Raw genomic sequence first — 21,939 nt, 5'->3', positions numbered from 1 at the left:
ACACGAGGGACTTTCGACTCGGATGCGGCCGCAACTAGTAAAAGGGGTCATTGCGGACACTCCGCTCGGCTGTTTCTCTGGATGACGTCGCAGGGCGCCGACCGGCCCACAGGGTCACGGCACCCAGGCATCCCCCACCACGCACCGTGTGGTTCCGGCCTGCCGCGACACCCCGTCCCCGACGAAAAGGTTCGCCTGTGTCCGCCTCCGTTCTCCGCCGCATCGCCGCCCCGAAGAAGGCCCTCACCGGTGTCGCCGTCGCCGCCGCCACCGCCGGCATGGCGCTCTCCGCCGCCCCGGCCCACGCCGCGCCGGCCGCCACCCCCACCCAGGCCCAGGCGATCGCGAAGAAGATGATCCCGGACGCCACCCAGTACAAGGCCTTCAGCAAGATCGTCGAGCACGAGAGCGGCTGGGACGTCGACGCCACCAACGCGTCCTCCGGCGCCTACGGCCTGGTCCAGGCCCTGCCCGGCAACAAGATGGCCACCGCCGGCTCCGACTGGAAGACCAACGCCCAGACCCAGATCGAGTGGGGCCTGGACTACATGAAGTCCCGCTACGGCAGCCCGGTCGGCGCCTGGAACTTCTGGCAGGCCAACGGCTGGTACTGAGCCGGCCCCACCGCGCCGGCGACCGGCACCCACAGCATCGGCTGGTGCCGAGAACCCAGCCCCGAAGCAGGCGGCGGCCCCCGATCCCCGGGGCCGCCGCCGTCTGTGTGCTCAGCCCGCGCTGACCCGCAGCTCCTTCACACCGTTGATCCACGCCGAGCGCAGACGCCGGGGATCCCCCGCCAGCCGCAGGTTCGGCATGGCGTCGGCGAGGGCGTTGAAGATGAGGTCGATCTCCAGGACGGCCAGGGACTTGCCGAGGCAGTAGTGCGGGCCACCGCCGCCGAAGCCGAGGTGGGGGTTGGGGTCCCGGGTGATGTCGAAGACGTCCGGCCTGTCGAACACCTCGGGATCGTGGTTGGCCGAGGAGTAGAAGATGCCGACCCGGTCACCTTTGCGAATCAGCTTGCCGCCCAGCTCGGTGTCCTGCGTCGCCGTCCGCTGGAAGGACACCACCGGCGTCGCCCAGCGCACGATCTCCTCGGCGGCCGTCGAGGGCCGCTCACGTTTGTAGAGGTCCCACTGCCCGGGGTGCGTGTCGGCCGACGCGCTGGCGGGGCTGAAACCGATCATGCCGACGGCCGTGCACACGGCCGGCAACTCCTCGCAGATCTCGGACGGGGCGGCGGCCATCATGTGGGCCTCGAAGCGCATGGCGCGTGCGCTGAAGCTGAGGCCGAGGGCCCGGATCGTGGCTCAGGCCCTGGTCGGCGCCGACCCGCACTTCCACCTGGACGGCCCGATCGACGCCACCCGCGCCGTGCTCGGCAAGGCGGGGATGTCACTGAGGGACATCGACGTGGTCGAGATCAACGAGGCGTTCGCGTCGGTGGTGCTGAGCTGGGCGCAGGTCTTCGAGCAGGACCTGGAGAAGGTCAACGTCAACGGCGGCGCGATCGCGCTCGGGCACCCGGTCGGGGCGACGGGCGCCCGGCTCATCACGACGGCGCTGCACGAACTGGAGCGCACGGACAAGGAGTTCGCGCTGGTGACGATGTGCGCGGGCGGTGCGCTCGCCACCGGCACGATCATTCAGCGGTTGTAGCGGCCGACCACGAGATGAACGTGTTGAAGGCGGCGGGGGCGACGGTGAGTATGGGGCCGGCCGGGATCTTCGAGTCGCGGATGGCGACGGTGGCGCACGAGGATTCGGAGATCTCGACGCAATTGCCGCCCTGGTCACCGCTGTACGTCGACTTGCGCCACGTCAGACCGAGAGGTGCGCACTCGACACACTCGCCGCCTTGGTCCCCGCTGTAGCTGGACTTACGCCACTCGGCCACCGTCTTGATCGCGTTGCTCGCCATAGCGTTCCTCCATCACGCGCCGGATCAACTCCGCCGAGTCCCTGAGGGAGAGAGCGGCGGCCTGGAGATGATCGTAACGGAGCGAGCAGTCCCTGACGGTGTCCGGATTGGCGGTCGGATGCCCGCTGCCGTAGCCCTCGGTGTAGACGATCGCCGGATCGCCTGGAAAGCGATAGATGTCGAACGAGCCTTGCAGTCCCGCGTGAGCTCCTGCCGTGAACGGCAGCACCTGCATGTTGATCCGTGAGTTGCCCTCGAAGGACAACAGGTGGGCGAGTTGTTGCCGCATGGGCTCCCGGCCGCCGATCTCCTGATACAGCGCTGCCTCACTGAGGATGAGCCAGAAGATCGGCGGCTCGGCCTGTTCGAAGATGTGCTGTCGAGCCAGTCGGACGGCTGTGCGGTCGTCGAGGTCGGTCTGGTCCAGCACGCCGAGCACCGCACGCGCATACCCGTCGGCCTGCACCAAACCGTGCACGAGGTTCATCTCGAAGCAGCAGATCTCCGTGGCCCGCGATTGAAGTTCCGCCGTCTGCTGAAACCAGGCCGGAAGTTGGCTTCGCAGCACCAGCTCGGTCAGCCGGGAGAGCAGACCGCCCGTCCCCAGCGCCGCGTCCACCCGCTCGCTGAACGCGGGCGTCGGCAGCTTGCGCGCGGTCTCGATCTGCCCCACCAGCGAGCCGGTGTAGTTGATGATCTCGCCGAGCTGCCGCTGTGTCAGTCCGGCCGCCTCGCGATGGCGCCGCAGTTCGTAGCCGTAGTAGTCCAGCGGCGACGCACCCGGGTCGAGGACGTTGATGTGGGTCACGCTCGGTCCCCTCTCACGCAACTCCGCCCACAGCGGGACGGGTTGTATCCGATCCGTTGCCCACAGTAGTCAACGCTGGCCAGCCTCGTAGCGTGAACGAATACATTCCGCCGGCCTACCTGGCCCCTCGTCCCGTCCAGTACCGCATGAGCCTCGCCGTGGGTGAGCACTCGGCGCGGCATGTCCGCCGTATCGTCCGCTCGCTCCTGTCGGAGTGGGAGATGGCGGAGCTGACCGACGCGGTGGAACTCGGCGTGACGGAGCTGGTCGCCAACGTCGTACGGCATGTCCGGGACCGGCGCTGTGTGCTGCTGGTGCTGCGGCTGAGGACGGGGGTGCGGGTGGAGGTGACCGACTCCTCTCCCCAACATCCGCGCATGCGCCGAGAGTTGTCGGCGGACGCGGAGGGCGGGCGGGGGCTCGTTCTGCTGGACGCGCTGGTCGACAAGTGGGGTGTGGATCAGGCGCCCCTGGGGGGCAAGACCGTGTGGTTCGAGTGCGGTCCGCCGGAGAGCCGGCCCGGCGCACGGTGAGCGAGCCCCCGCGGGCACCCCGCCGTGAGCCGGCACGGCGGCGCCCGTCCGCAGGACCATAAACACCCTGTTCGCGGAGTGTTAACGCCGTGACCACCACGATGAGCCCCGTCCCTGGAGAACTGGAGGCAGACGTGACCATGAGGACCGGTTCCGAGTACCTGGAAACTCTGCGTGACGGGCGTAACGTCATCATCGACGGCGAGCGCATCGAGGATGTGACGAAGCACCCCCTGACCCGTGGCTACGCCGAACAGGCCGCCCGCTTCTACGACCTGCACCACGAGCCCGGGAACCAGGATTCCCTCACCTTCGTCGACGAGGACGGCAAGCGGCGCCCCATCGGCTGGCTGTATCCGCGTAGCGCGGCTGTTCAAGTTCGTCCAGGACCGGTTCCTCAGCGACTGGGCCGGACGCTTCAGGTCGTTCGAGAGGTTCCAGGGCACGCCGCTGTTCCTCATCAAGCTTCTGACGATGCAGCGCATCTCGACCGACCCCGGCGGCTCCATCACCGATCTGGCCCGCCAGGCCGTCGGTCTCGGCACCTCCGAGGAGATGACCGCACGCGCCGTCACCGAGCGGAAGGAGCTGTTCGGCTCGGCGGCTCCGGTCGCCACCGGGGCCGTCCCCACCGGTGCCGCCGCGGCCAACCAGGGCTTCTCGCTGGACGACAGGGACCAGCCCGACTACATCAAGACCCAGGACGCGTGACCGCCTCCGGTGTGCCCGGCCCACAGGATCCCGCGGGCCGGACGCACCGGCGGAGCGCGTCACCCGCCGGCGACGGGCCTGGGCGAGAGCGAGGGCCGGGAACCGGACGCCGCTCCCGGGCGTGAGCCACGGCGCCGCACTCACCCCCGGGCCCGCACGGCGCCGTACGGCACCACGTCGGCGACCCGTGCACCCCGCTCCGTCACACCTTCGCGCGCGAACCCGCGGGGCCGCCACCCGGCCCCCCGCGGCGCATCTGACAGCAGACACCCCGACCCGTCCGGTCCTTCGCCGGCGTGGACGGGACCACACCCGCCCTTTCGGAGGTTTTCCATGACTGAGACCCTCGACACGACCGTCGCGTTCCGGGCCACCATGGGCCGTCTCGCCAGCGGTGTCAGCGTCATCACGACCCGCACCGGAAGCACGCCCATCGGCATGACGGCCAGCGCGGTCTCCGCCTTGTCCCTGGACCCGCTGCAGTTGATCGTGTGCGTCGGCAACCACCTGTTCACCCGCACCGCGATCGCCGAGCACGGACGCTTCGCCGTCAACATCCTCGGCGAGGACGGCGAGGACCTGGCCCGCACCTTCGCCGCGCCGGTGCCCGACCGGTTCGCCGGCGTGGCCGTCGACGACAGCCACGGCGTTCCGGTCCTCAAGGACGCCATCGCCACCGTGGTCTGCCAGGTCTCCCAGGCCCTGCCCGGCGGCGACCACACCATCTTCGTCGGCGACGCACGGCACTTCACGCACAAATCCGCGAGCCGTCCGCTGGTCTACTTCGCGGGCGAGTTCGGTGTCATGAGCTAGTCATGAGCTAGGGACGATCGCCCCGACTTGTCAGGCGCTCTTTTCGGACAACCGGCTTAGACTCCAGCAGGAGCCAGGAAGCGCGGAGGTTGGGCGATGTCGGACCACATGGCCTGGAGTGCCAGGAGAGGAGCCTGCTCCCCCGGACGTCTCGGAAGTTGCTCCGATGGCTGAATCCGGTACCGGCCGGTCGACCGGCCCCGGGACGCCCGGCCGTCACCACCGCACGATCATCAGACGCAAACTCGCCGTACCCGAGCCGGCGAAGGAGACGGTCCACCGCCGCAGGCTCAGCCGGCGCATCCACGAACTCCTCGACCGCCACACGGTGGTGAAGGTCTGCGCGACCGCGGGCGCCGGCAAGACGACCGCGGTCGTGCTGGCTCTTCGCGACCTCGGCAGGCCCGTCGCCTGGGTGTCCCTGGACGGGACGGAGCAGGCGGCCGGACGTCTGCTCGTCTATGTCGAGGCGGCCGTCGAGGAGAAGGTCTCCGGGGCGGCGGGTGTCGCCTCGGACGCCCTGAGCGGCGGCCTCCAGATCGGTGAGGCGGCCGGACTGCTCGCCGAAAGCCTGCAGGGCGGCCGGCTCGTCGTGGTCTGCGACAACGTGGAGCGCGTCGCCTCCGACGAGAGCTGCGCCGCGGTGCTGTCCGCCTTCGCCCGCTACCTGCCGTCCGACGCGAACCTCATCCTGATCTCACGCGCCGACGTCCCGCTCGACATCGGCCCGACCAGCGAGCGCGACCGGGTCGGCGAGCTGGTCGAGGCCGACCTCGCCTTCGACGTCCAGGAGGCGGGCGACGCGCTGCGAACGGCCGGCGGCCCCGACGTCGATCCCGGGCAGGCGGTGGCCGCGACGGGGGGATGGGTGACCGGCGTCCTGTTCAAGGGCCGGCGCGACACCCGGTCCGGCCAGATGGACCCCGACGCACTGCACTCCTACCTCGCCGTCAACATATTCGGCTCCCTTTCCCCGGCGGAACGGACCTTCCTGCTCCATACGAGCCCGCTGGACGAGATATCGGTCGACGCGGCCCGGGAACTGGGCCAGGAGAACGCGGCGCACCTCATGGCGGGCCTGCGGCGCCGGCATCTGCCGGTGACGTGGTCCGCCGACGGCTCGCGCATGAGGCCCCACCCCCTGTTCCGCGACTTCCTGCGGGTGGCCCTCGAACGGGAGGACGCCAGGACGATCGGCGAGGTGCGTCGCAGACACGCGGACGTCCTGATCAAGGGCGGCGCACGCGAGGAAGCGGTGGACGAGCTGCTCCGGCTCGGCGACCTGGAGACGGCCGGGCGGCTGGCCGCCGCCGCCCTCCCGGGCCTGGTCGCGCGCATGGACTTCGCGCAGGCGGCACGGTGGCTCGAAACGCTGGGCGCGTCGGCCCGTACCCCGACGCCCGAGATCGGATCCGTCGTCCTGCACGTGGCCCTCGCGCTGGAGCAGTGGGGACGCGGAGTCGAGTTCATCGACCGGCACGGCTACGACTGGCTTCCAAAGCCGGGGACTCCAGGCTCGGAGGAGGCCCGCGTCCTGGCGTGCTGGAGCCTTTGGCACTCCGGACGGGTCGCCGAGGCCCGGTCCCTCGGCGACCAGCTGCCACCCGGCCGCAACCGGCGCATCGCCGACTCGTTGATCGCGGGCGCGACCGGCGAGGAACCGCCGCCCTTCCCGGAGTACTCGACGATGCCCTCCGGCCCCCTCGACGGCCTGCTGATGCGTCTGGCCTTCGTCCGCGGTCGCCTCGACGGACTCGACGACCCGGTCTCCTTCGACCCGTGGCGCACCGTCCTCGGCGGTCCCTGGGTCGTCGCCGCGTCACGTGCCACCGGGCGCCTGGACGCCGCGATGGCCCTCTACGAGCCTCGTCGTGCCTCGTCACAGCCGGTCTGGCTGCACGCCGTCGACGCCGTCGACCTCATGCTCGACGTGGGACGCGGAGAGGAAGCCTGGTCCTTGCTCAGGAGGGGGCGGGACCTCGTCGCGTCAACAGGCTCGAAGGTGTACCAGAACATGAGCCTGCTCACCGAGGCCAAGATGTGGCTGCGTCTCGAAGGCGACTGGCGGCGGGCCGACGGCGTACTGGCGGCGGCGGCCGCCAACGGCGCCGCGGACTACGCCCTGACGCGCGAGACATGGCAGCTCTGGACGGGTCTTTCGCTGCTGCTGCAACGCAGGGACACCGAGGCGCGGGAGCATCTGTCCGCGTGCCTGCTGAGCATGCAGCGAGGAGACCGCCGCCTCGATCTCCCGACGGCCGCGGTCTACCTCGCCGAGGCGCAGTGGCGGCTCGGCCGGGAGGACGAGTCCGACGCCACGGCGGAGCTGGCCATCGGCTCGGCCTCGGCCCACGGCACCCAGCACTTGCTGCTGACAGCGCTGGCGGACGCGCCCTCGGTCGCGCCCAGGGCGGCGGACACCAAGTCCAGCCGCATGTCGCAGTGTCACGAGATCCTCACCGTGCTGTCCGGCCGGCACCCGGTGCGCGTGAACGCGAGGGCGCCCCGACTCCTGCTGGAGGAGTTCGGGGAGCCGACGCTCACGGTCGACGGGAAGGCGGTCCAGGCCCGCCTGACGAAGAGTGTGGAACTGCTCAGCTATCTGCTCGGCACCCCCGACCGCAGGGCCACCCGCGACGAACTCCTCGGCGCGCTCTTCGGCGGCCGCGACGATACCGCCAGCCGGAGCTACCTGCGCCAGGCCCTCTTCCGGCTTCGCCAGGCGCTCCCCGCGGACCTCGGGCCCTCGCAGGACGGGGACGTCTTCCGTCTGGTCGGTCCGGAACTGGCGGCGGGCTCGGCCCAGCGGGCCGTCGACACTGTCGCACAGGCCGGCAGGCAGGACGGCGAGATCCGGCTCCGGACGCTCCTGCATGCCCTCGCCAGCGCCGAGCGAGGCCCCTTCCTGGCGACGGTGTCGGGGAACTGGGCCGCGGAGCGCCGCATGGCTGTGAGCGAGGTCCTGCTGTCCGCCAGGGTCGACGCGGCCAGGCTGGCCCACCGGCTGGACCGGCTTCGTGAGGCGAAGGACCTGGTCGACCGCGTGCTCCGCGACGATCCCTACCGCGAGCAGGCCTGGCAGCTCGCGATCCAGCTCGAATGCGCGAGCGGCCGCGAGGACACGGTGCCGGCGCTCTACCATCACTACGTCTCACGGATGAGGGAACTCGGCGTCGCGCCGTCCAGCGAGGTCCGCCGCCTCGTCAGCCAACTGCGCCGATAGGACGCCGTCGCCCTTCACCCCGGCGGGAGGACGAGCGGAACGCACGCGACGGACGCAGAGCTGACGGCCCCCTGCCCGCACGCCGGCCGCGCCCCTGAAACATCGCGCCCCGGCCGCACTACACGCTGGGCGTCTTCTGCGGGTCGGGCTGCCGGTCCGTGCCGGGCGTGGCGGCCGGGTGCAGGGCGCGCGCCCGCGGGCCCTGGAAGACGTACGCCAGTCCGAAGCCCGCGCCCACCACCAGCGCGCCGCCGGCCGCGTCCAGCACCCAGTGGTTGCCGGTCACGACGATCGCGGTCACCGTGAAGGCCGGATGCAGCAGGCCCAGCGCCTTCATCCACACCTTGGGCGCGACGATCGCGATCACCACGCCGCACCACAGGGACCACCCGAAGTGCAGGGAGGGCATCGCCGCGTACTGGTTGGTGAGGGAGGTCAGGGTGCCGTAGTCCGGCTGGGAGAAGTCCTGGACGCCGTGGACGGTGTCGATGATGCCGAAGCCCGGCATCAGACGCGGCGGCGCGAGCGGGTAGAGCCAGAAGCCGATCAGGGCCAGCAGGGTCGTCAGGCCCAGCGTCGAGCGGGCCCAGCGGTAGTCGACCGGGCGGCGCCAGTACAGGACGCCGAGGACGGTCAGCGGGATCACGAAGTGGAACGACGTGTAGTAGAAGTCGAAGAACTGGCGGGCCCAGTCGACCTTCACTATCGCGTGGTTGAGCGTGTGCTCGATGTCGATGTGGAGGATCCGCTCCAGGGAGAGGATCTGCTCGCCGTGCGCCTCGGCCCGCTCCCGGCCGCCGGATATCGTGCCGCCGGTCGCCGCCAGCCGGACCTGCGAGTACGCGGCGTAGGTGACCCGGATGAGCAGCAGCTCCAGCAGGAGGTTCGGCCGGTTCACCACCCGGCGCAGGAAGGGCAGCAGCGGTATGTGCTTCCAGCGGGCCGGGACCGGTGCGGCGTACTCGGTGGGGAGGGGCGCCCGGTAGTAGGGGGAGGTCCGCGACAGGAACGGCACGGCCGTGGCCGCGGCGATCGCGGCGAGGAGGACGACGTTGTCACGCAGCGGATGCAGCGCCGCCACGTTCGGCAGGAGCATCCTCGCCGGAAGCGTCATGACCAGCACCACCGCGACCGGCCACACCGGGCGGTCACAGGCCCGCCGGCCAACCCTGCCGACCACCGCGAGCAGCACCCACAGCAGCTGGTGCTGCCACGCCGTCGGCGCGACGACGATCGCGGCGCAGCCGGTGAGGGCGACGGCCAGCAGCAACTGCCCGTCACGGGCGTACCGGACGGCCCGGCGCAGGCCCAGTGCGGCGATCACCGCGCCCAGGGCCAGGAAGAGGGCTATCTCCAGCGGGCCGGACAGGCCGAGCCGGAGCAACGCGCCGTGCAGGGACTGGTTGGCGAGGTCGTCGGCCCGGCCGCCGAGTCCGACGCCGGCCATGTGGTGCACCCAGTAGGTGTACGAGTCGCGCGGCATCGCCAGCCACGTCAGCGCGGTGGCGCCGGCGAAGGTCGCGCCCACGGAGGCCGCCGCGTCACGACGGCCGGTGAACCACAGCAGCGGGGCGAAGAGCAGCACCGTCGGCTGCAACGCGGCGGCGACGCCGATCAGCGCGCCGCCCGCCCGCCCGCCGCGCACGGCGAAGCAGCCGAGCAGCACCAGCAGGACCGGGATGACGCTGGTCTGGCCCAGCCAGAACGCGTTGCGCACCGGCAGCGACAGCATCAGCAGGCAGATCGCGACGGGCGCGGCGACCAGCGCCGTACGGCGGCTGACCGGGCGCGGCAGCGCACGGGCCGCGACCAGGCCGAGCACGACCACCAGCAGCAGCGTGCCGAACGTCCAGCCCCAGCCGAGCGCCTGTTCCGCGGCCCGCGTCAGGGGCTTGAGCACCAGGCCGCCGAAGGGCGTGCCGGTGAAGCGGGTGGAGTCGTACAGCGAGCCCTCGACGTGGAGCACGCCGCCCGGCCCGGCCCAGGTCTCCAGGTCGGTCAGCCGCTCGCCCCTGGGCGAGCCGAGGACGACGGCGATCTGCCGTATGCCGAGGATCGCGGCGACCAGCCACAGGGCCAGGCGCGCGGCGCGCAGCCGGGCACCCGCCGTCGCCTCGAAAGCCCCCACCGGTCTTCCGCCGTGTTCCGCATTCGCCACGCCTCGCGGCCTCCGCCCCATCGTTCCGCGCACCCTGTGGGGTCGCACCGCCCCCGGAGGGAGACGCAGGCAACCCCTCATTCACCTGACGTCCGCCCTCCTTTTGTCCGGAAGACGATAGTGGGCGGGGGGTCGGGTTGCTTCGGCCGGGCGCGAGATGGATCACAAGGCGGGTCCGGAGGCCGCGTCCGGGCGTCCGCCGACACACCTGGACAGGGCATATGGTGCAGGCCCTCACCGTCACGTTCGGCAAGGTCTTCCTCCCGTCCGGCAACCCCACGGCACAGCCCCTGTCCACGATGGCCGCGGCCGTGACCGGCGGCGTGACGGTCCGGCTCATGACGGAGTCGGCGGGCCGGCCGTTGCCGGGGTCCGCGCCCTCGGCGGAACCTGCGGAACTGCGCCGACCGTGACCGGTCGTCCGGACGGCCGCCGCGGGATGCCTGCGGCGGCCCTGTCCGGCAAGGGGTGGGCGTGGCGTTCGCGACGGCACCGGATCGCTCTCGTCCACACCCCGCCTCCTGGCCGGGAACGGCGTGCCCTCCGCGCCGTGGAACCGCCGTAGGACTACCTTCGTTAGGGCATCTAGTTAGGTGCGCTAATGAGGACCGTCTTAAGAGAGGCAGAGCGCATGAGCGAGTCGCAGATCTGGGACAACGTCGACGCGTACTTCACCACCCACCTCGCCCGTGACGACGAGGCCCTCCAGGCGGCCCTGCGGGACAGTGACGCGGCCGGTCTGCCCCCCATCGGCGTCACGGCGAGCCAGGGCAAGTTCCTCCAGCTGCTCGCCGAAGTGCAGGGTGCCCGCGCCATCCTGGAGATCGGCACGCTCGGCGGCTACAGCACGATCTGGCTGGCCCGCGCCCTCCCGGCCGACGGCCGGCTGATCTCACTGGAGTACAGCCCGAAGCACGCCGAGGTGGCGTCGCGCAACATCGCCCGCGCCGGCCTCGACAAGGTCGTCGACGTACGCGTCGGCGCCGCACTGGAATGCCTGCCGCAGCTCGCCGACGAGAACCCCCCGCCCTTCGACCTGGTCTTCATCGACGCCGACAAGGCGAACAACGCCCACTACGTCGAGTGGGCGCTGCGGCTCACGCGCGAGGGCAGCCTCATCGTGGTCGACAACGTCGTCCGGGGCGGCCGCGTCGCCGAGGCGGACGCCTCCACCCCCGACGTCCAGGGCACCCGCGCCGCCATCGAGCTCATCGGCTCCCACCCGAGGCTCACCGGCACCGCGATCCAGACGGTGGGCAGCAAGGGCTACGACGGCTTCGCCCTGGCGCGCGTCCTCGGCTGACGCCGGCCGGGCCGCGTCAGACCTCGTGGTAGAAGCCCACGTTCACGCTGCGCGGACCGGTGCGGTCCTGGATGACGATCTCGCCGTTGCCGCCCCTGGGCAACGGCATCGTGCCGCCGTACCCGAGGGGCTGCGCGTACGCGCCGGACACCAGCCGGACCTCGGAGGACGGGTCCGGCTGCGAGCCGCGCAACCAGGTCACCTGCCAGTCGCCGTCCGGCCCGCACAGGAACTCCAGGTGCACCCGTGAGACGAACAGCCAGTCCTCGGGCGTCGCGAGCCGGCACACGGTGCTGTCCCGGCCCACCCGCAGCACCGTTCCCGGCTCGCTGGGCGCGTCAGCCATGATCATGCCGGCCGTGACACCCGCGTCCGCCCCGGAGACGGAGGCCATGGTCAGTTCGAGCACGTGCGCTCCCTATGCAACGTCCAGATCCGGCAGCCCGGTTGGCCTGCCGCCGCCGAATGATAAATCGCCCGGCGCGGCGGCGTCCGGCACAATGGCCTCATGACCGAGCGAAAGCCACCGGGCGTCAGCTTCGATTCCTGGACCGACAAGCAGATCCAGACATTCCCACAAAGAACCTGTCTGACCAGCGCAGATGACTGTCTGTGCATCTGGGCATGAGAGGGCCCCTGGTCATCGGCGTAACCAGGGGCCAGTCTGACGTGGTGTCAGTCAGTCGAGAGCTTCCAGCCGCTCTCCTCGAAGCTCCGCCACATCAACGGCAGCCTTGGCGGACTGATACAGGAACCCCAGAGCCATGGTCAGTTCATGCTTGGTCGTGCCGCTCTGAGCCAACAGCTCCTTGACCTTCCTCAAGTCCTCCTTGGTCGCCTCCAGGATGGCTTCCTCCATGCCATCCGCCATGGACGACAGGACACCCCCCGGCTGACAGAACCCCGTCTTCCCCGCACCGTCCGCCGGCATCCTGCGAAGGCTCTTGCTCGCTCCGTGCTGCCCCTCTGGGATGATGCTCATAGGTCAGGAACCAACCTTCCTGGCTCAGGCCCCGGTATCAGAGCTAGTCCCTCTGAACCGGGGTCGTTCTGTGTCTCCAGTGGCTACCGGAGGAAGTTCAGCCTACCCGCATCCTCGAATACTCGATAGGTCGAATCCTCGGATGCGTGCACTCCCGAACGGTCGCACGCTTGACCCATGATCGACCGGACGCAGCCTGTATACCCGCAGCTTGTGAGCATCCTCAGGACCCGGATCACCGATGGCACGTACACCTCGGGGTCACGCATGCCGGCTGTCCTCACCGTGGCGAGTGAGTTCGACGTGGCTGCCTCCACAGTCCAAAGGGCGTTCGCTGCCCTCAGGGCAGAGGGCCTGATCATCACTTGGTCCGACCGTGGCTCGTTCGTGGCAGAACAGTCATAGGCCACTCATCTCAGGTGGCCGGGTCAGGATTCCCGCGGATTATCACGCCACTGACACCCCCGGGGTAATGGGTGTAAATGCGTTAAGAGACCCCACCGGGGGTGCCTTCCTTCGATCCTGTACGAGTTTCCAAACTTTCATGATCATAAAGCCTGGGATCACTCCTTGGCTTCCCAAGAAATGAGGGTGGTAAGTCTTGGAAAAAGAGGATTGGGTTAGGAAGTGGAGTGAGAAAGCCCCGCCCCTATCAGATGAGGTACTGACTCGGGCTCTTGCCACGTTCGGTGTGACTGTCAGAGAGCCGGCTGACCCCGCCGATAGTGCCAACCTCTCAACCCGTACGGGCTTCGAGATTCTGGCGGATCACGAAAAAGACCGGGGACCCTGACAGCCAAAGGCGCCAGAATCCCCGGAAGTTAGTCAATGCAAGTGCTTAGCCAAAGTGTCGTTCGTAATCCTCGGAAGAAAGGCCGGCAATGTTGTAGACAGTCTCGGCCCGTACGTCGTCTATGGGACTGTTTCCAATAGCCGTGGCTACTTCCTCGGTCCGAGGATGCTGGGGCGCAGCGCCGCCCCAATCAACCAATTCGGCGTACGCCACCACAGAGCCATCTTGGTACGTCTCCAGACCAATAGCCTGTGCGGCCCTACGGGTAAGCCTGCCGTTTGCGGTGAACTCAAGAGCCTCGGTATCTGCGTAGTCTGCCCAACCCTCGCCGGCCGAACGATTCATGCGGGAGTCTGTAGCTGCCCATAGCAGCCGGTTGACCGCAGCAGACATACGAGCCTCTGCGTTTCTGGCAGCCTCTACAGCATCAGACCAATCCTTGTGTGCCTGAGAACACTCCTCCAGAGCCTTACTGGCCAGGGACGGCATCTCAGCAATGATGGCGTCTTCCGCCGCCCGGAAAGCCTCTGTGTAAGCGGCTTGCATAGCCGCAACAGTTCGCTTGTACTCCTCTGCCTTGGACCGGTAGGGAGTCAAAAATTCATCACGGCTGGTCAGAGGCTTACCGTTCCTCACAGCCTCTTTGTCCAGCTTCCTCAGTTCCACTTCTGCGTTGCTGATAGCAGGAATACGAGCACCATGAGGACCCAGCACAGGAGCATAGTTGGCATTCTCAAGCTGGTAATCCTGTAGAGCCTTAAGGGCCTTATCCCTGACAGCAATAAGCTTCTTAGTGGATGCCGAAAGGGTAAAGCCTGCCGGCATAGGCGTCACAAACACAGTGTTCGTCATAGATTCTCCCGATAGGTTGTGCAGTCGCGTCGTTCCTTCAAATTCAGCACTCCCATAAACACTCCACACACAAGGAGCGTCAGGTATCCAGCAAATGACAGGTAGTCCACTACTTGACCTCACCTGCCTTGAAAAGGCCTGCTCTGACAGCCTCGTAAAATTCGTGAGGGGTCAAGTCATTCAGCTCTGCGTGTGTCTCTCGACTCGTTGTGGCGTTATCCGTGGTTGTCGGGGCGTATCCCATGTCATTCCTCCTAGGCAGTGAGGGCAGAGAGGTACCTAGCGCCAGTGCGCTCCGAGACCTTGAATACCTTGGCAAGAGCCTTGGCAGTGACCTTCTCCCCTACAGCGTCAAGGTTTTGCGCAGCGTCCCTAATCGCTGCCAGAGAAGGCTTGGGGCGTCCCTTAGGAACGGTCGCCAGACAGTCATCAGAGGATGGGGTGTCTGTGTCGTTTTCGTCACTCTCGCAGCCATCCTGTGCTGTTTCAGCGGAAGTGACACCGACAGTGGACCTACTAGGGCCCTCGGAATCGCCCTTAGGCAGAGCTGCCAAATGCAGCATGTGAGCGGCGGCTAGGGCTGGTACAGAGGACACGGCAGCTACGAGCCAGGGACCAGAAGTCATGTAGCCACTGGAGATTAGGTGACCAACCACCTGAGCGCTGAGGGCCATACCCAATGCCACGCCAGAACCAGCAATGGCAGACTTCCGACCCTTTGCGCCACGGAGGCGTGTGGCGGCAATGACCGCGGATGTCGGAATACAGACTGAGAACGAGTGGCATCAGATATTCAAAGTTGTTCGAGAAGCCAGATGCTCGGGCTAGCTGAATCTCAGCCGGCATAGAGATGATGAGTGCAGAGATGAGAACCAGTGGTCTAGAGACCACCGCGGTAAGTCGTGCGTACAAGGGTGCTGCGTTGTTCATATGCCGTGTTCCAATCACTAGAGCGTAATGCGGAGAAGTTCCCGGACATCAGGGTCAATAATGTTTTCCAGTGCCTGAGACAGCGGGATTCCGAGGATCCTCGCCAAGGCAACTTGGTGGATCAGTGCCGGGCGCTTCTCACCTGAGAACCACTTCTCAACTGATCCGATGTACAGCCCTAGTTCTTCGCTTATCTGCCTATGGGTGATCCCCTTAGATTCTTTGACTGCCTTCCAGGACTTTCGGTCCCACAGGCTCACATCCTTCATTGCGATTCACATCCCTACTGCCGTGCATGGGAGGGTGGTTAGGGGTGGACGTAGGCCAAAAGAAGAAATGCCCAACCCCCATGCACACGGCAAGACACAGGGGTTGGGCAAATCAACCTAGGCAGAATCACAGTCAGGCGTCCGACTGCCCAGAACCTAGGAGAGGCGAGTCACAAACTTCGAGAGCCGACAGAGAAGGTGGGCAGAGACTTCCCTCTTTTGAATCCCTACTTCCTTCCCTTCACTATGGATGTCGGTGTCACTCGGGGGGGTACTGAGACGTACTCAGGGGGAAGTGAGAGGCAGGTCACAGAGAAGTGGACCGAGCAGCCTCGGTCCAGGGACACCAGGACCCAACACAGAGGCCACAGAAGGCTTCTGATGCTCTGTACGGCCCTCTGAGCGCCGTACAGCCTGTCGCTGGGTAAAAGGACACCAGGGAGGCTCTCAGAGGCCGTTAGAGAGCCGCACAGAGGCTCTGAGCCGGCGGGACAATCTCCAGTCGGGCCATGAGGTCCCTCCACACTAAGTCTCGTGTCTCACTGCCAGGCCCCTAAAGGCCTGGCTAGTTCGACTGGTTCCCTCTCTCCGTTCGGTCACTGCCTTGGCTGTCTGAGATCTCCTTGGCCCTTGAGCCAAGGAACCTCTTACTACCTAGGTATATGTTCCCCATCTCTCTTAAGAGAGATGGGTTTATGTTTGGGGGGTTGTCCTGACCCTCCCTAGGATGGGTTGCTAAGACCCTCCCTGTAGAGGGTCGACCTAGCCAAGTGTTCTAGGGGAGGGTTCTTACGACCCTCCCTCTGCCCAAGACCTCTTGACGCCAATGTGACGAACCTTGGCCCCGTTCATGTTCTGTCGGACCGAAGGCATCATGCCGTTTTCCCGCACCCAACCCTCCTTGGTGAGCCAACTGAGCCGCTTACGGAAGTTGTCTTTGTCTATGTTGGCTTCCGCGGCCAGAGTCTCATTGGATGCGGTGCAGCCACGGCTATTGACACCACAGTGCATGGCCACAACTCCGAGGACAGTCTTGTCACGATGATTGAGGTCTGACCGGTAGACGTGCCGCATGTAGTCCATGTTCCTGGCTGTCATGTCAATCCAGTCAGGGTCATTGATGAGGACAAGACCATTCCTACCGATGGCCTCTGACACTTCCCCTGTCTGCTCTGCCTCGGATCCGTAGACCTCTGCCAGGATCTCTGCCAGTTCCTCGGCAGAAGGGGCGTTGGGCCCATCTTCGGCCGGCTGAGTGCCTTCCTGCTGTTTCCCTTCCCTGAGTTGTGCCAGCATCGCCCCCAACTCCCATGCAGGCGGGAGACCAAACGGGTCTTCGGGATTGATGCCAAGTTCCTTGCATTCTTCCGCGGTAATGTCAGTCTGCATTCCTTGCTCCTGTGCGCTCTAGTGCCACCTCAACGTTTTCCGTCATGGCATCAACCATGGCGTCATGAACCATGTCCCTGGCTACGAACCAATCCACCTTGAATAGACCAGCGACAAACCACGTTGCGGCATTTATGTCCATGGCTCCGTGCCAAACCATTGATCCAATGCTCTCAATGGTCAGTACTCTTTCAGCCTTTGTCACTGCTCTGCCCTTTCTAGACATGAAAAAAGGGCCATGCCGTATGACATGGCCCTTCTGGCGTCTCGTGTTCAGTTGGTGTCGTCCAGGAACGACATCTCATCTAGGGCGTTGTCCACCCAAAGACTTGTCAGGAACTCCGCGGACTCATCCTCTGACATGCAAGCAACCTGTGCATAGACCTTGATTGCTGCTGACAGCGTCAGAGCCCCTGCCGCCCAGTAGGAGCCGAGTGCGTTGACCAGTTCAGTCAACGTCTCAATCTGTCCCTTCTGCCAGTCGTCAAGGTTCTCGCCGTTCTCGTCTACGTGCAGTGCCATGTATCCTGGCCTCTCCTTCACAGGAGACAGAGGGGCGTTCTGTTTGGCGACGGGCGCCCCTCTGCCTGTTCAACAACGGTGTGTTGCTGGTTATTCCCCGGACATGTAACCCAGCTTGACCAGCCTGGCTTTCCTCTCCTCAGGGGTCTCAGGCTCGGGCGTAACGCGGAACGTCTTCCGGCCAAGCAAGATCTTGTAGCCCGACTTGATGAGTTGCTGCCTCTGCCCTTCCAAGTCCAGCCGGCACCACAGGTCTTCAAACGTTTCGCCTGTGCCTCGTTCTTCGTAACGTCCCTCTGTCACAGGCTCTGAGGCTAGTTCGTCCCGACGGGCCCTGAGAGCACTCAGACGCTCTTTGTACTCCTCTGGGTTGTCGTCATACGCACCGGACTCATAGTTGTCACGGATCCGAGCGATACGCTTGCGCACTTCCTCAAGCTCTCGCGTGTTGTCCGTGCCAGGAATCCAGACCCGCTCAGTTACCGGGTCAAGCCCGTACCTCTGTAGGAAGACAATCTCTACGAACTCCTCAGCCTCTTCAGCCCGAACCGAGATACCGCGGCAACGACTTTCCTTGGGCCAGGCCCCACAGACGTAGTACCTGTACTCAACTCCTGAGGGATTGTGCATGGATGACTTGTGTGTGGCTTTGCTGCCACATTCCCCACACCAGACCACGCCATACAGAGGTGAAGTGCCGTTAACTCGCCGAACCGTTGTCTTGGTCCGTGCCTCCACCGCGGCCTGAAGTGACTTCCACTCGTCTTCAGAGAAGACAGGCTCTGCCAACTGAACTGGCTTCCCCTGGCTATCGTAGAGAACTTCCCCCCTGTGCTTCTTGTGTCCGAGTAGGGCAGGGTCCCTGAGCAGAGACTTGATTGTTGTCTCACTCCACAGCTCAGGCACGCCCTCCGCTGCGCCACGGCGGTGAACTGGCTTGCCTCGTCGGATACGGGCCCTGTCCCGTGCCGTGTGCTCACCCTTCTCGTTCAGGGCTTTGGCCACGGCGAAAAAACTCTGTCCAGCAAGGATCTGCTCTCGCATGTAGTGCAACAGCCTGACCATGTCAGGGTCTTGCTCAAGGTACGTGGCAGTCTTCCCGTCAACGAACCTCTTGACAGGGACGTAGCCGAACGGAGGGATCCCCCCTGTCCATCGAGCGGTGAACCTGCGCCGTTCGTGGCTGTCCCTCGTACGAGCCTTGATGCGCTTCAGCTCCGCGGCCGGCCCAAGTGCTTTGGTGTGGAGGATGAACAGACCAAGTCCATCCTCGTCAAGCATTTGCTTGTTGAACTCAGGGTCATCCATGACAAGGATGCGCTTGTTGTGGTCCTGAGCCCACATGACAAACGAGAGGAAGTGTCGCTGATCTCGGGACAGTCGGTCAGCCGTTGATACCCAGAGCTCATCCCACTTGGACAGATTCTCTTCTGTCAGCCATGGGCCGAGGCTCTTTCGGGTAAACGGGTCAACACCGCCTGACACAGACAGGTCTACCGAGGTACCAACGACAGTGACACCCTCTGACTCAGCACGTCGGCTCAACTTGTCGTGCTGACTCTCGATGGACTCAGAGCGCTCTCCCCGATCTGCTGAGATGCGTTCTACGAACAGGACCCGTCGCACCGGCTGACCTCTCCCCCAGGGGTTCGGCCCCCTGCCGCTCCCTCTGTCTCCATGGTAGCGGATTTTTGTCAGTCAGTCTGGATCCATAAGCAGATCCGGGACGCCGAGGCGCGCGGCGACTTCGCCCACCTGCCTGGCGCGGGCAAGCCCCTGCCGAAGGACGTCGAGGGAACCTACGACGAACAGTGGTGGATCAAGCGGAAGTTGGCGCGGGAGGGCATCTCGGTGCTGCCGCCCACCCTCGCCCTGCGCAAGGAGGCGGAGGACGCGCTGCTCGCCGCCATGCGGGCGCCCTCGGAGCGGCTCGTGCGGAAGATCGTCGAGGACGTCAACGTCAAGATCCGCGACGTCATGTTCAAGCCGCCGCCCGGCCCCCCGCTGGGTCTGAAGCCGTACGACGTCGACGAGGTCGTACGGCGCTGGCGGGAGGGCCGGGCAGCGGCCGGATAGCTCTGTTCTCGGCAGCCTGCGCTCAGTGACGCAGGAGCCGCTCCGCGAGTTCGCGGTAGTCCCGCAGGGCGAGGCGGAGCTGTTCGGTGTCGGAGGTCGCCGGGGTGGCCTCGTCGGTCGACTCCCAGGACCTGCGCAGGGTACGGCGCCGCTGGGTCACGGCCTCCGTGAACCGGGCCGCGATCTCCTCCAGCACATGGTCCGCCTCCTCGATGGCGGCCCGGGGGCCGTCCACGAACGAGGACACCGCCTGCTGCATGCGCAGCTCCAGCTTGCCGGTCTCCTCGCCCGACAGCAGCGGGGACATGCGGGAGGTGGGCGCGGAGGGGTCGGCCGGGGGCCTGGCGGAACCCGGGGGCACCGGGGCGGAGCCGCCGGCGGTGGGGGCGGGCCCACGAGCCTCCTGAGACTCCTGAGCGCCGACAGTCTCTTCTGCCCGACCGTTCCCGGAACCACCGGGCGCCACAGAACCCGCACGAAGCGAAGCCCCGGACCCGGCGGGAACCTCCCGCCCCGTCCCCGGCGCCGTGTCACGCCCTACGAGGTCGTCGCGCCGCGCGGTGCGGTCCGGCTCCGGCGGCTCGCCGCCGCCCATGGGCCGTGTCACGTCGGTCATGTGTCTCAACTCCCCTTCGCGTGGCGCCCGAAGGCCGCCGGCAGATGCAGTCGTCCGGAGCCTGCGCGGGCCGTCGTCCTGGTCCGTTCGGCGGGCGGACGCCCGTGGCGGTCGTCACGCGCCGGACGCAGCAGGTCGTCGAACAGGGCGCGGGCCTCGACCATGGCCTCGCGCATCTCCTCGGTGGCGGCGCCCCCGTCCTGCACGGCGCCGGTACGGCCGTCCTGCGCGCCGCTCGCGGGCGTGCCGGCGATGCGGTGGACGCGCCGGTAGCCGTGCACGTGGTGCGCGTGGTGCACGGAGAGGGCGGCGAGCTGCTCCTCGTACTGCCCGCCGTCCGGGAAGCCCCGGACCCCGGCGAGCTCGGCGAGCAGCCGGTCCGCCTCGGTCACGGCGTCCTGCGGCGAGTCGACGAAGCGCTCCTGGGCCGCCGTCCAGCGGGCCTCGAACCGCTCGCGCTCCGCCGGTTCGAGCGGCCGCTCACGCAGCTCGCCGTGCCGCTCCACGCGCTCGGCGAGCTCACGTTCGGCGGCGTTGGCATCCCCGTCGTGCCGGGCCACCGCCCGGTCGTACTCCGGTCCGAAGCGCCGCCTCAGGTCCCGTCCGCCGCCCGCGCCACGGCCGCGCAAGGTCAGGGCGGCCACGACGAGGGCGACCGCCACCACAATCACGATCAGAGCAATGATCCAGCCAGTGGACATGAATGCCTTCCGGGTTCTCGACCCGACCGACCCCTCACCGGGCCGGTCCGCTGACCGGGTTGCCCGCAAAGCCCCACCCAAACGAGAACCCCCACCCGGACGAGCCCGCCCCGAAGACTTCGGATCCCGCGTTCGTCCGGGCCGAGCTGGAGCGCTACCGCGAGCGGGTCGGCATGCTCGAGGCCCGCCTCGACGCCGTCCGTGACGAGGCCGACGAGCTGCGCCGGGAGAAGGCCGCGCGCGCCACCGGACACGACCGGCCGCGCCCCGCCGGCCCGGGGTGCTGAACGGCCGTCGGCACGAACCCGCGATGCCGCCCCCTGCGCCGGCATCGATCCCGCACTGATCAGGACAAAGGAAAACGCATGCAGAACAGCGCGCTCAGGAAGAGGTGGTCCGCCCGGATCGCGGCCGCCACGGTGATCGCCGCGACCGTCGCCCTCGTCCCGGCGGCCGGTGTCCAGCACGAGGGCGAACGTCTCCTCGTCACGGTCACGCAGCCGCTGGACCAGGACCTCGTCCGGCGGCAGTTCGCGTGCGCCCGCCATGCGTCTGTCTCCTTGCCGGCCGTCAACTGGGCTGTCAGCTTGGGGCAGCCCGGTGAGCGGCACGCTCGTCGCAACCCACGAGGATGCTGGGCATGACCTGGACGATCAACGCTGAACCCACCGGCTCCCCGACCGCCTGCGCGCTCTGGCGGGCGTACTACACGGAGGTCAGCGACCGCTGGTACCTGCTGCACCACGGTCGCACGACCGAGCCGGCCGAACTGGAACGGGAGATCGCCGCCGGCCCGGGCACGGACCTCACCCTGCTTCTCCTCGCACGCCACGAGGGCACCCCGGCCGGCATGGCGGGCATCCGCCTGACCGACCCGGCCACCGCCGAACTGACCCGGGTCTTCCTCCTGCCCCGACTGCGCGGCAGCGGTGGAGCGGCACGCCTGGTCACCGCCGCCGAGCAGGCCGCCCGCGACGTCGGCGCCACCCGGATGATCCTCGACACCAGGAGCGACCTCACCGAGGCCCGGGCCCTGTACGCCCGCCTCGGCTACGAGGAGACCTCACCACACAACACGGCCCCGTACGCCGACCACTGGTTCACGAAGCCACTCGCCTGAGCCGCGAAGCCGCACCCGCGTACGGCGGGAAGGGGCCGTGCCGGGGGGTGACCGCCCGCGGCGGTCGGCGCGTCAACACCGGCGAGTCGGTAAGTGACCGATTCCGCGCCGTTCCGAGGACGGACACCCCGGCGCGGCCCCGACCCACCAGCCACCCCTCGGCGCTACGGCAACCCCCACCCAACGCACACAGGCCGCCGCAGGCATCCCCGAACCACC

Annotated in this window: 25 protein-coding genes and 3 pseudogenes; 14 read left to right on the top strand and 14 right to left on the bottom strand. The window is 67.2% G+C overall.

What is annotated here, in order from left to right:
- The first annotated feature begins 197 nt into the window (after positions 1 to 197).
- Positions 198 to 614, top strand: a complete 417-nt coding sequence (locus ACGF8A_RS04810) for a transglycosylase SLT domain-containing protein (RefSeq protein ID WP_393104238.1) — start codon at positions 198 to 200, stop codon at positions 612 to 614.
- A 111-nt stretch (positions 615 to 725) separates the two neighbouring features.
- Here the strand turns inward: ACGF8A_RS04810 and ACGF8A_RS04805 are convergent.
- Positions 726 to 1,151 (bottom strand): annotated as a pseudogene (locus tag ACGF8A_RS04805) (cytochrome P450); the annotation flags it as partial.
- 1 nt (position 1,152) lies between these two features.
- Here ACGF8A_RS04805 and ACGF8A_RS04800 point away from each other — a divergent pair.
- Positions 1,153 to 1,659: pseudogene (locus ACGF8A_RS04800) on the top strand (steroid 3-ketoacyl-CoA thiolase); the annotation flags it as partial.
- Here ACGF8A_RS04800 and ACGF8A_RS04795 read toward each other — a convergent pair.
- Entirely contained in the window at positions 1,643 to 1,921 is a 279-nt protein-coding gene (locus tag ACGF8A_RS04795; protein WP_393104236.1) for a DUF397 domain-containing protein, read from the bottom strand. The pseudogene ACGF8A_RS04800 and the gene ACGF8A_RS04795 sit on opposite strands and share 17 nt — an antisense overlap.
- Positions 1,881 to 2,729 carry a helix-turn-helix domain-containing protein gene (locus tag ACGF8A_RS04790; RefSeq protein WP_393104234.1) on the bottom strand — a complete coding sequence of 283 codons (849 nt, stop codon included), beginning with the start codon at positions 2,727 to 2,729 and terminating at the stop codon, positions 1,881 to 1,883. Before ACGF8A_RS04790 ends, ACGF8A_RS04795 begins: the two co-directional genes overlap by 41 nt.
- Positions 2,730 to 2,821: 92 nt before the next feature.
- Here ACGF8A_RS04790 and ACGF8A_RS04785 point away from each other — a divergent pair, with 92 nt between their 5' ends.
- From ACGF8A_RS04785 to ACGF8A_RS04765, 5 genes and pseudogenes are all read left to right on the top strand, one after another.
- Entirely contained in the window at positions 2,822 to 3,262 is a 441-nt protein-coding gene (locus ACGF8A_RS04785) for an ATP-binding protein (protein ID WP_393104232.1), read from the top strand.
- Between the two features lie 101 nt (positions 3,263 to 3,363).
- Positions 3,364 to 3,618: pseudogene (locus tag ACGF8A_RS04780) on the top strand (4-hydroxyphenylacetate 3-hydroxylase N-terminal domain-containing protein); the annotation flags it as partial.
- Positions 3,619 to 3,736: 118 nt separating this feature from the next.
- Positions 3,737 to 3,973, top strand: coding sequence for a hypothetical protein (locus ACGF8A_RS04775; protein ID WP_393104520.1), 237 nt, complete (start codon positions 3,737 to 3,739; stop codon positions 3,971 to 3,973).
- A gap of 333 nt (positions 3,974 to 4,306) precedes the next feature.
- A complete protein-coding gene (locus ACGF8A_RS04770; RefSeq protein WP_393104230.1) occupies positions 4,307 to 4,786 on the top strand; it encodes a flavin reductase family protein in 480 nt (159 codons plus the stop codon).
- A gap of 166 nt (positions 4,787 to 4,952) precedes the next feature.
- The gene (locus tag ACGF8A_RS04765) at positions 4,953 to 8,009 is read left to right on the top strand and encodes a BTAD domain-containing putative transcriptional regulator (RefSeq protein WP_393104228.1); all 3,057 of its coding nucleotides are present in this window, start codon (positions 4,953 to 4,955) and stop codon (positions 8,007 to 8,009) included.
- Between the two features lie 118 nt (positions 8,010 to 8,127).
- Here the strand turns inward: ACGF8A_RS04765 and ACGF8A_RS04760 are convergent, their stop codons facing one another.
- Positions 8,128 to 10,167 (bottom strand): bifunctional glycosyltransferase 87/phosphatase PAP2 family protein, encoded by a 2,040-nt coding sequence (locus ACGF8A_RS04760; protein WP_393104226.1) that lies wholly within the window; start codon positions 10,165 to 10,167, stop codon positions 8,128 to 8,130.
- 221 nt (positions 10,168 to 10,388) lie between these two features.
- Between ACGF8A_RS04760 and ACGF8A_RS04755 the strand changes: the two genes are divergently transcribed.
- Positions 10,389 to 10,580, top strand: a complete 192-nt coding sequence (locus ACGF8A_RS04755) for a hypothetical protein (protein ID WP_393104518.1) — start codon at positions 10,389 to 10,391, stop codon at positions 10,578 to 10,580.
- Between the two features lie 218 nt (positions 10,581 to 10,798).
- Positions 10,799 to 11,470, top strand: a complete 672-nt coding sequence (locus ACGF8A_RS04750; protein ID WP_393104224.1) for an O-methyltransferase — start codon at positions 10,799 to 10,801, stop codon at positions 11,468 to 11,470.
- Positions 11,471 to 11,486: 16 nt separating this feature from the next.
- Here the strand turns inward: ACGF8A_RS04750 and ACGF8A_RS04745 are convergent, their stop codons facing one another.
- Positions 11,487 to 11,879 (bottom strand): hypothetical protein, encoded by a 393-nt coding sequence (locus tag ACGF8A_RS04745; RefSeq protein WP_393104222.1) that lies wholly within the window; start codon positions 11,877 to 11,879, stop codon positions 11,487 to 11,489.
- Between the two features lie 270 nt (positions 11,880 to 12,149).
- Positions 12,150 to 12,341 (bottom strand): hypothetical protein, encoded by a 192-nt coding sequence (locus ACGF8A_RS04740; protein ID WP_393104220.1) that lies wholly within the window; start codon positions 12,339 to 12,341, stop codon positions 12,150 to 12,152.
- Positions 12,342 to 12,629: 288 nt separating this feature from the next.
- Here ACGF8A_RS04740 and ACGF8A_RS04735 point away from each other — a divergent pair, with 288 nt between their 5' ends.
- The gene (locus ACGF8A_RS04735) at positions 12,630 to 12,857 is read left to right on the top strand and encodes a GntR family transcriptional regulator (protein WP_393104218.1); all 228 of its coding nucleotides are present in this window, start codon (positions 12,630 to 12,632) and stop codon (positions 12,855 to 12,857) included.
- Positions 12,858 to 13,290: 433 nt separating this feature from the next.
- Here ACGF8A_RS04735 and ACGF8A_RS04730 read toward each other — a convergent pair whose 3' ends face one another.
- The 6 genes from ACGF8A_RS04730 to ACGF8A_RS04705 form a co-directional block, all read right to left on the bottom strand.
- Positions 13,291 to 14,097 carry a hypothetical protein gene (locus ACGF8A_RS04730; RefSeq protein ID WP_393104216.1) on the bottom strand — a complete coding sequence of 269 codons (807 nt, stop codon included), beginning with the start codon at positions 14,095 to 14,097 and terminating at the stop codon, positions 13,291 to 13,293.
- Positions 14,098 to 15,044: 947 nt separating this feature from the next.
- Positions 15,045 to 15,296 carry a helix-turn-helix domain-containing protein gene (locus ACGF8A_RS04725; protein ID WP_393104214.1) on the bottom strand — a complete coding sequence of 84 codons (252 nt, stop codon included), beginning with the start codon at positions 15,294 to 15,296 and terminating at the stop codon, positions 15,045 to 15,047.
- 789 nt (positions 15,297 to 16,085) lie between these two features.
- Entirely contained in the window at positions 16,086 to 16,685 is a 600-nt protein-coding gene (locus ACGF8A_RS04720; RefSeq protein ID WP_393104212.1) for a hypothetical protein, read from the bottom strand.
- Positions 16,675 to 16,890, bottom strand: coding sequence for a hypothetical protein (locus ACGF8A_RS04715; protein ID WP_393104210.1), 216 nt, complete (start codon positions 16,888 to 16,890; stop codon positions 16,675 to 16,677). Before ACGF8A_RS04715 ends, ACGF8A_RS04720 begins: the two co-directional genes overlap by 11 nt.
- Before the next feature lie 68 nt (positions 16,891 to 16,958).
- Positions 16,959 to 17,207 (bottom strand): hypothetical protein, encoded by a 249-nt coding sequence (locus ACGF8A_RS04710; protein ID WP_393104208.1) that lies wholly within the window; start codon positions 17,205 to 17,207, stop codon positions 16,959 to 16,961.
- 90 nt (positions 17,208 to 17,297) lie between these two features.
- On the bottom strand, positions 17,298 to 18,833 hold the full coding sequence (locus tag ACGF8A_RS04705; RefSeq protein WP_393104206.1) for a recombinase family protein: 1,536 nt from the start codon (positions 18,831 to 18,833) through the stop codon (positions 17,298 to 17,300).
- Positions 18,834 to 18,884: 51 nt separating this feature from the next.
- On the opposite strand from ACGF8A_RS04705, the gene ACGF8A_RS04700 reads away from it, so the two are divergent.
- Positions 18,885 to 19,283: a DUF1992 domain-containing protein gene (locus ACGF8A_RS04700; protein ID WP_393104204.1), complete on the top strand. Its 399-nt coding sequence runs from the start codon at positions 18,885 to 18,887 to the stop codon at positions 19,281 to 19,283.
- Between the two features lie 22 nt (positions 19,284 to 19,305).
- On the opposite strand, the gene ACGF8A_RS04695 is transcribed toward ACGF8A_RS04700, so the two are convergent.
- The gene (locus ACGF8A_RS04695; protein ID WP_393104202.1) at positions 19,306 to 19,590 is read right to left on the bottom strand and encodes a hypothetical protein; all 285 of its coding nucleotides are present in this window, start codon (positions 19,588 to 19,590) and stop codon (positions 19,306 to 19,308) included.
- 314 nt (positions 19,591 to 19,904) lie between these two features.
- On the bottom strand, positions 19,905 to 20,600 hold the full coding sequence (locus tag ACGF8A_RS04690) for a hypothetical protein (RefSeq protein ID WP_393104200.1): 696 nt from the start codon (positions 20,598 to 20,600) through the stop codon (positions 19,905 to 19,907).
- A 59-nt stretch (positions 20,601 to 20,659) separates the two neighbouring features.
- Here ACGF8A_RS04690 and ACGF8A_RS04685 point away from each other — a divergent pair, with 59 nt between their 5' ends.
- The 3 genes from ACGF8A_RS04685 (at position 20,660) to ACGF8A_RS04675 (ending at position 21,720) form a co-directional block, all read left to right on the top strand.
- The gene (locus ACGF8A_RS04685) at positions 20,660 to 20,887 is read left to right on the top strand and encodes a hypothetical protein (RefSeq protein ID WP_393104198.1); all 228 of its coding nucleotides are present in this window, start codon (positions 20,660 to 20,662) and stop codon (positions 20,885 to 20,887) included.
- A 78-nt stretch (positions 20,888 to 20,965) separates the two neighbouring features.
- The gene (locus tag ACGF8A_RS04680) at positions 20,966 to 21,244 is read left to right on the top strand and encodes a hypothetical protein (RefSeq protein WP_393104196.1); all 279 of its coding nucleotides are present in this window, start codon (positions 20,966 to 20,968) and stop codon (positions 21,242 to 21,244) included.
- Positions 21,241 to 21,720 carry a GNAT family N-acetyltransferase gene (locus ACGF8A_RS04675; protein ID WP_393104194.1) on the top strand — a complete coding sequence of 160 codons (480 nt, stop codon included), beginning with the start codon at positions 21,241 to 21,243 and terminating at the stop codon, positions 21,718 to 21,720. The genes ACGF8A_RS04680 and ACGF8A_RS04675 overlap by 4 nt, the downstream gene beginning before the upstream one ends.
- The last annotated feature ends 219 nt before the right edge of the window (positions 21,721 to 21,939 follow it).

This window comes from Streptomyces sp. NPDC047706 (genome assembly GCF_043204795.1).
Lineage (GTDB): Bacteria > Actinomycetota > Actinomycetes > Streptomycetales > Streptomycetaceae > Streptomyces.
The sequence above is the reverse complement of the archived record's forward strand: the minus strand, read 5'-3'. Positions and strand labels throughout refer to the sequence as shown.

What these genes read in the sequence shown, in the direction of transcription:
- ACGF8A_RS04720 (WP_393104212.1), bottom strand. Translation starts at nt 16,685, where the DNA reads ATGCAGACTGACATTACCGCGGAAGAATGCAAGGAACTTGGCATCAAT.
- ACGF8A_RS04680 (WP_393104196.1), top strand. Translation starts at nt 20,966, where the DNA reads ATGCAGAACAGCGCGCTCAGGAAGAGGTGGTCCGCCCGGATCGCGGCC.
- ACGF8A_RS04730 (WP_393104216.1), bottom strand. Translation starts at nt 14,097, where the DNA reads ATGACGAACACTGTGTTTGTGACGCCTATGCCGGCAGGCTTTACCCTT.
- ACGF8A_RS04735 (WP_393104218.1), top strand. Translation starts at nt 12,630, where the DNA reads ATGATCGACCGGACGCAGCCTGTATACCCGCAGCTTGTGAGCATCCTC.
- ACGF8A_RS04750 (WP_393104224.1), top strand. Translation starts at nt 10,799, where the DNA reads ATGAGCGAGTCGCAGATCTGGGACAACGTCGACGCGTACTTCACCACC.
- ACGF8A_RS04755 (WP_393104518.1), top strand. Translation starts at nt 10,389, where the DNA reads ATGGTGCAGGCCCTCACCGTCACGTTCGGCAAGGTCTTCCTCCCGTCC.
- ACGF8A_RS04710 (WP_393104208.1), bottom strand. Translation starts at nt 17,207, where the DNA reads ATGGCACTGCACGTAGACGAGAACGGCGAGAACCTTGACGACTGGCAG.
- ACGF8A_RS04765 (WP_393104228.1), top strand. Translation starts at nt 4,953, where the DNA reads ATGGCTGAATCCGGTACCGGCCGGTCGACCGGCCCCGGGACGCCCGGC.
- ACGF8A_RS04700 (WP_393104204.1), top strand. Translation starts at nt 18,885, where the DNA reads ATGGTAGCGGATTTTTGTCAGTCAGTCTGGATCCATAAGCAGATCCGG.
- ACGF8A_RS04775 (WP_393104520.1), top strand. Translation starts at nt 3,737, where the DNA reads ATGCAGCGCATCTCGACCGACCCCGGCGGCTCCATCACCGATCTGGCC.
- ACGF8A_RS04795 (WP_393104236.1), bottom strand. Translation starts at nt 1,921, where the DNA reads ATGGCGAGCAACGCGATCAAGACGGTGGCCGAGTGGCGTAAGTCCAGC.
- ACGF8A_RS04740 (WP_393104220.1), bottom strand. Translation starts at nt 12,341, where the DNA reads ATGGCGGATGGCATGGAGGAAGCCATCCTGGAGGCGACCAAGGAGGAC.
- ACGF8A_RS04725 (WP_393104214.1), bottom strand. Translation starts at nt 15,296, where the DNA reads ATGAAGGATGTGAGCCTGTGGGACCGAAAGTCCTGGAAGGCAGTCAAA.
- ACGF8A_RS04690 (WP_393104200.1), bottom strand. Translation starts at nt 20,600, where the DNA reads ATGTCCACTGGCTGGATCATTGCTCTGATCGTGATTGTGGTGGCGGTC.
- ACGF8A_RS04770 (WP_393104230.1), top strand. Translation starts at nt 4,307, where the DNA reads ATGACTGAGACCCTCGACACGACCGTCGCGTTCCGGGCCACCATGGGC.
- ACGF8A_RS04695 (WP_393104202.1), bottom strand. Translation starts at nt 19,590, where the DNA reads ATGTCCCCGCTGCTGTCGGGCGAGGAGACCGGCAAGCTGGAGCTGCGC.
- ACGF8A_RS04675 (WP_393104194.1), top strand. Translation starts at nt 21,241, where the DNA reads ATGACCTGGACGATCAACGCTGAACCCACCGGCTCCCCGACCGCCTGC.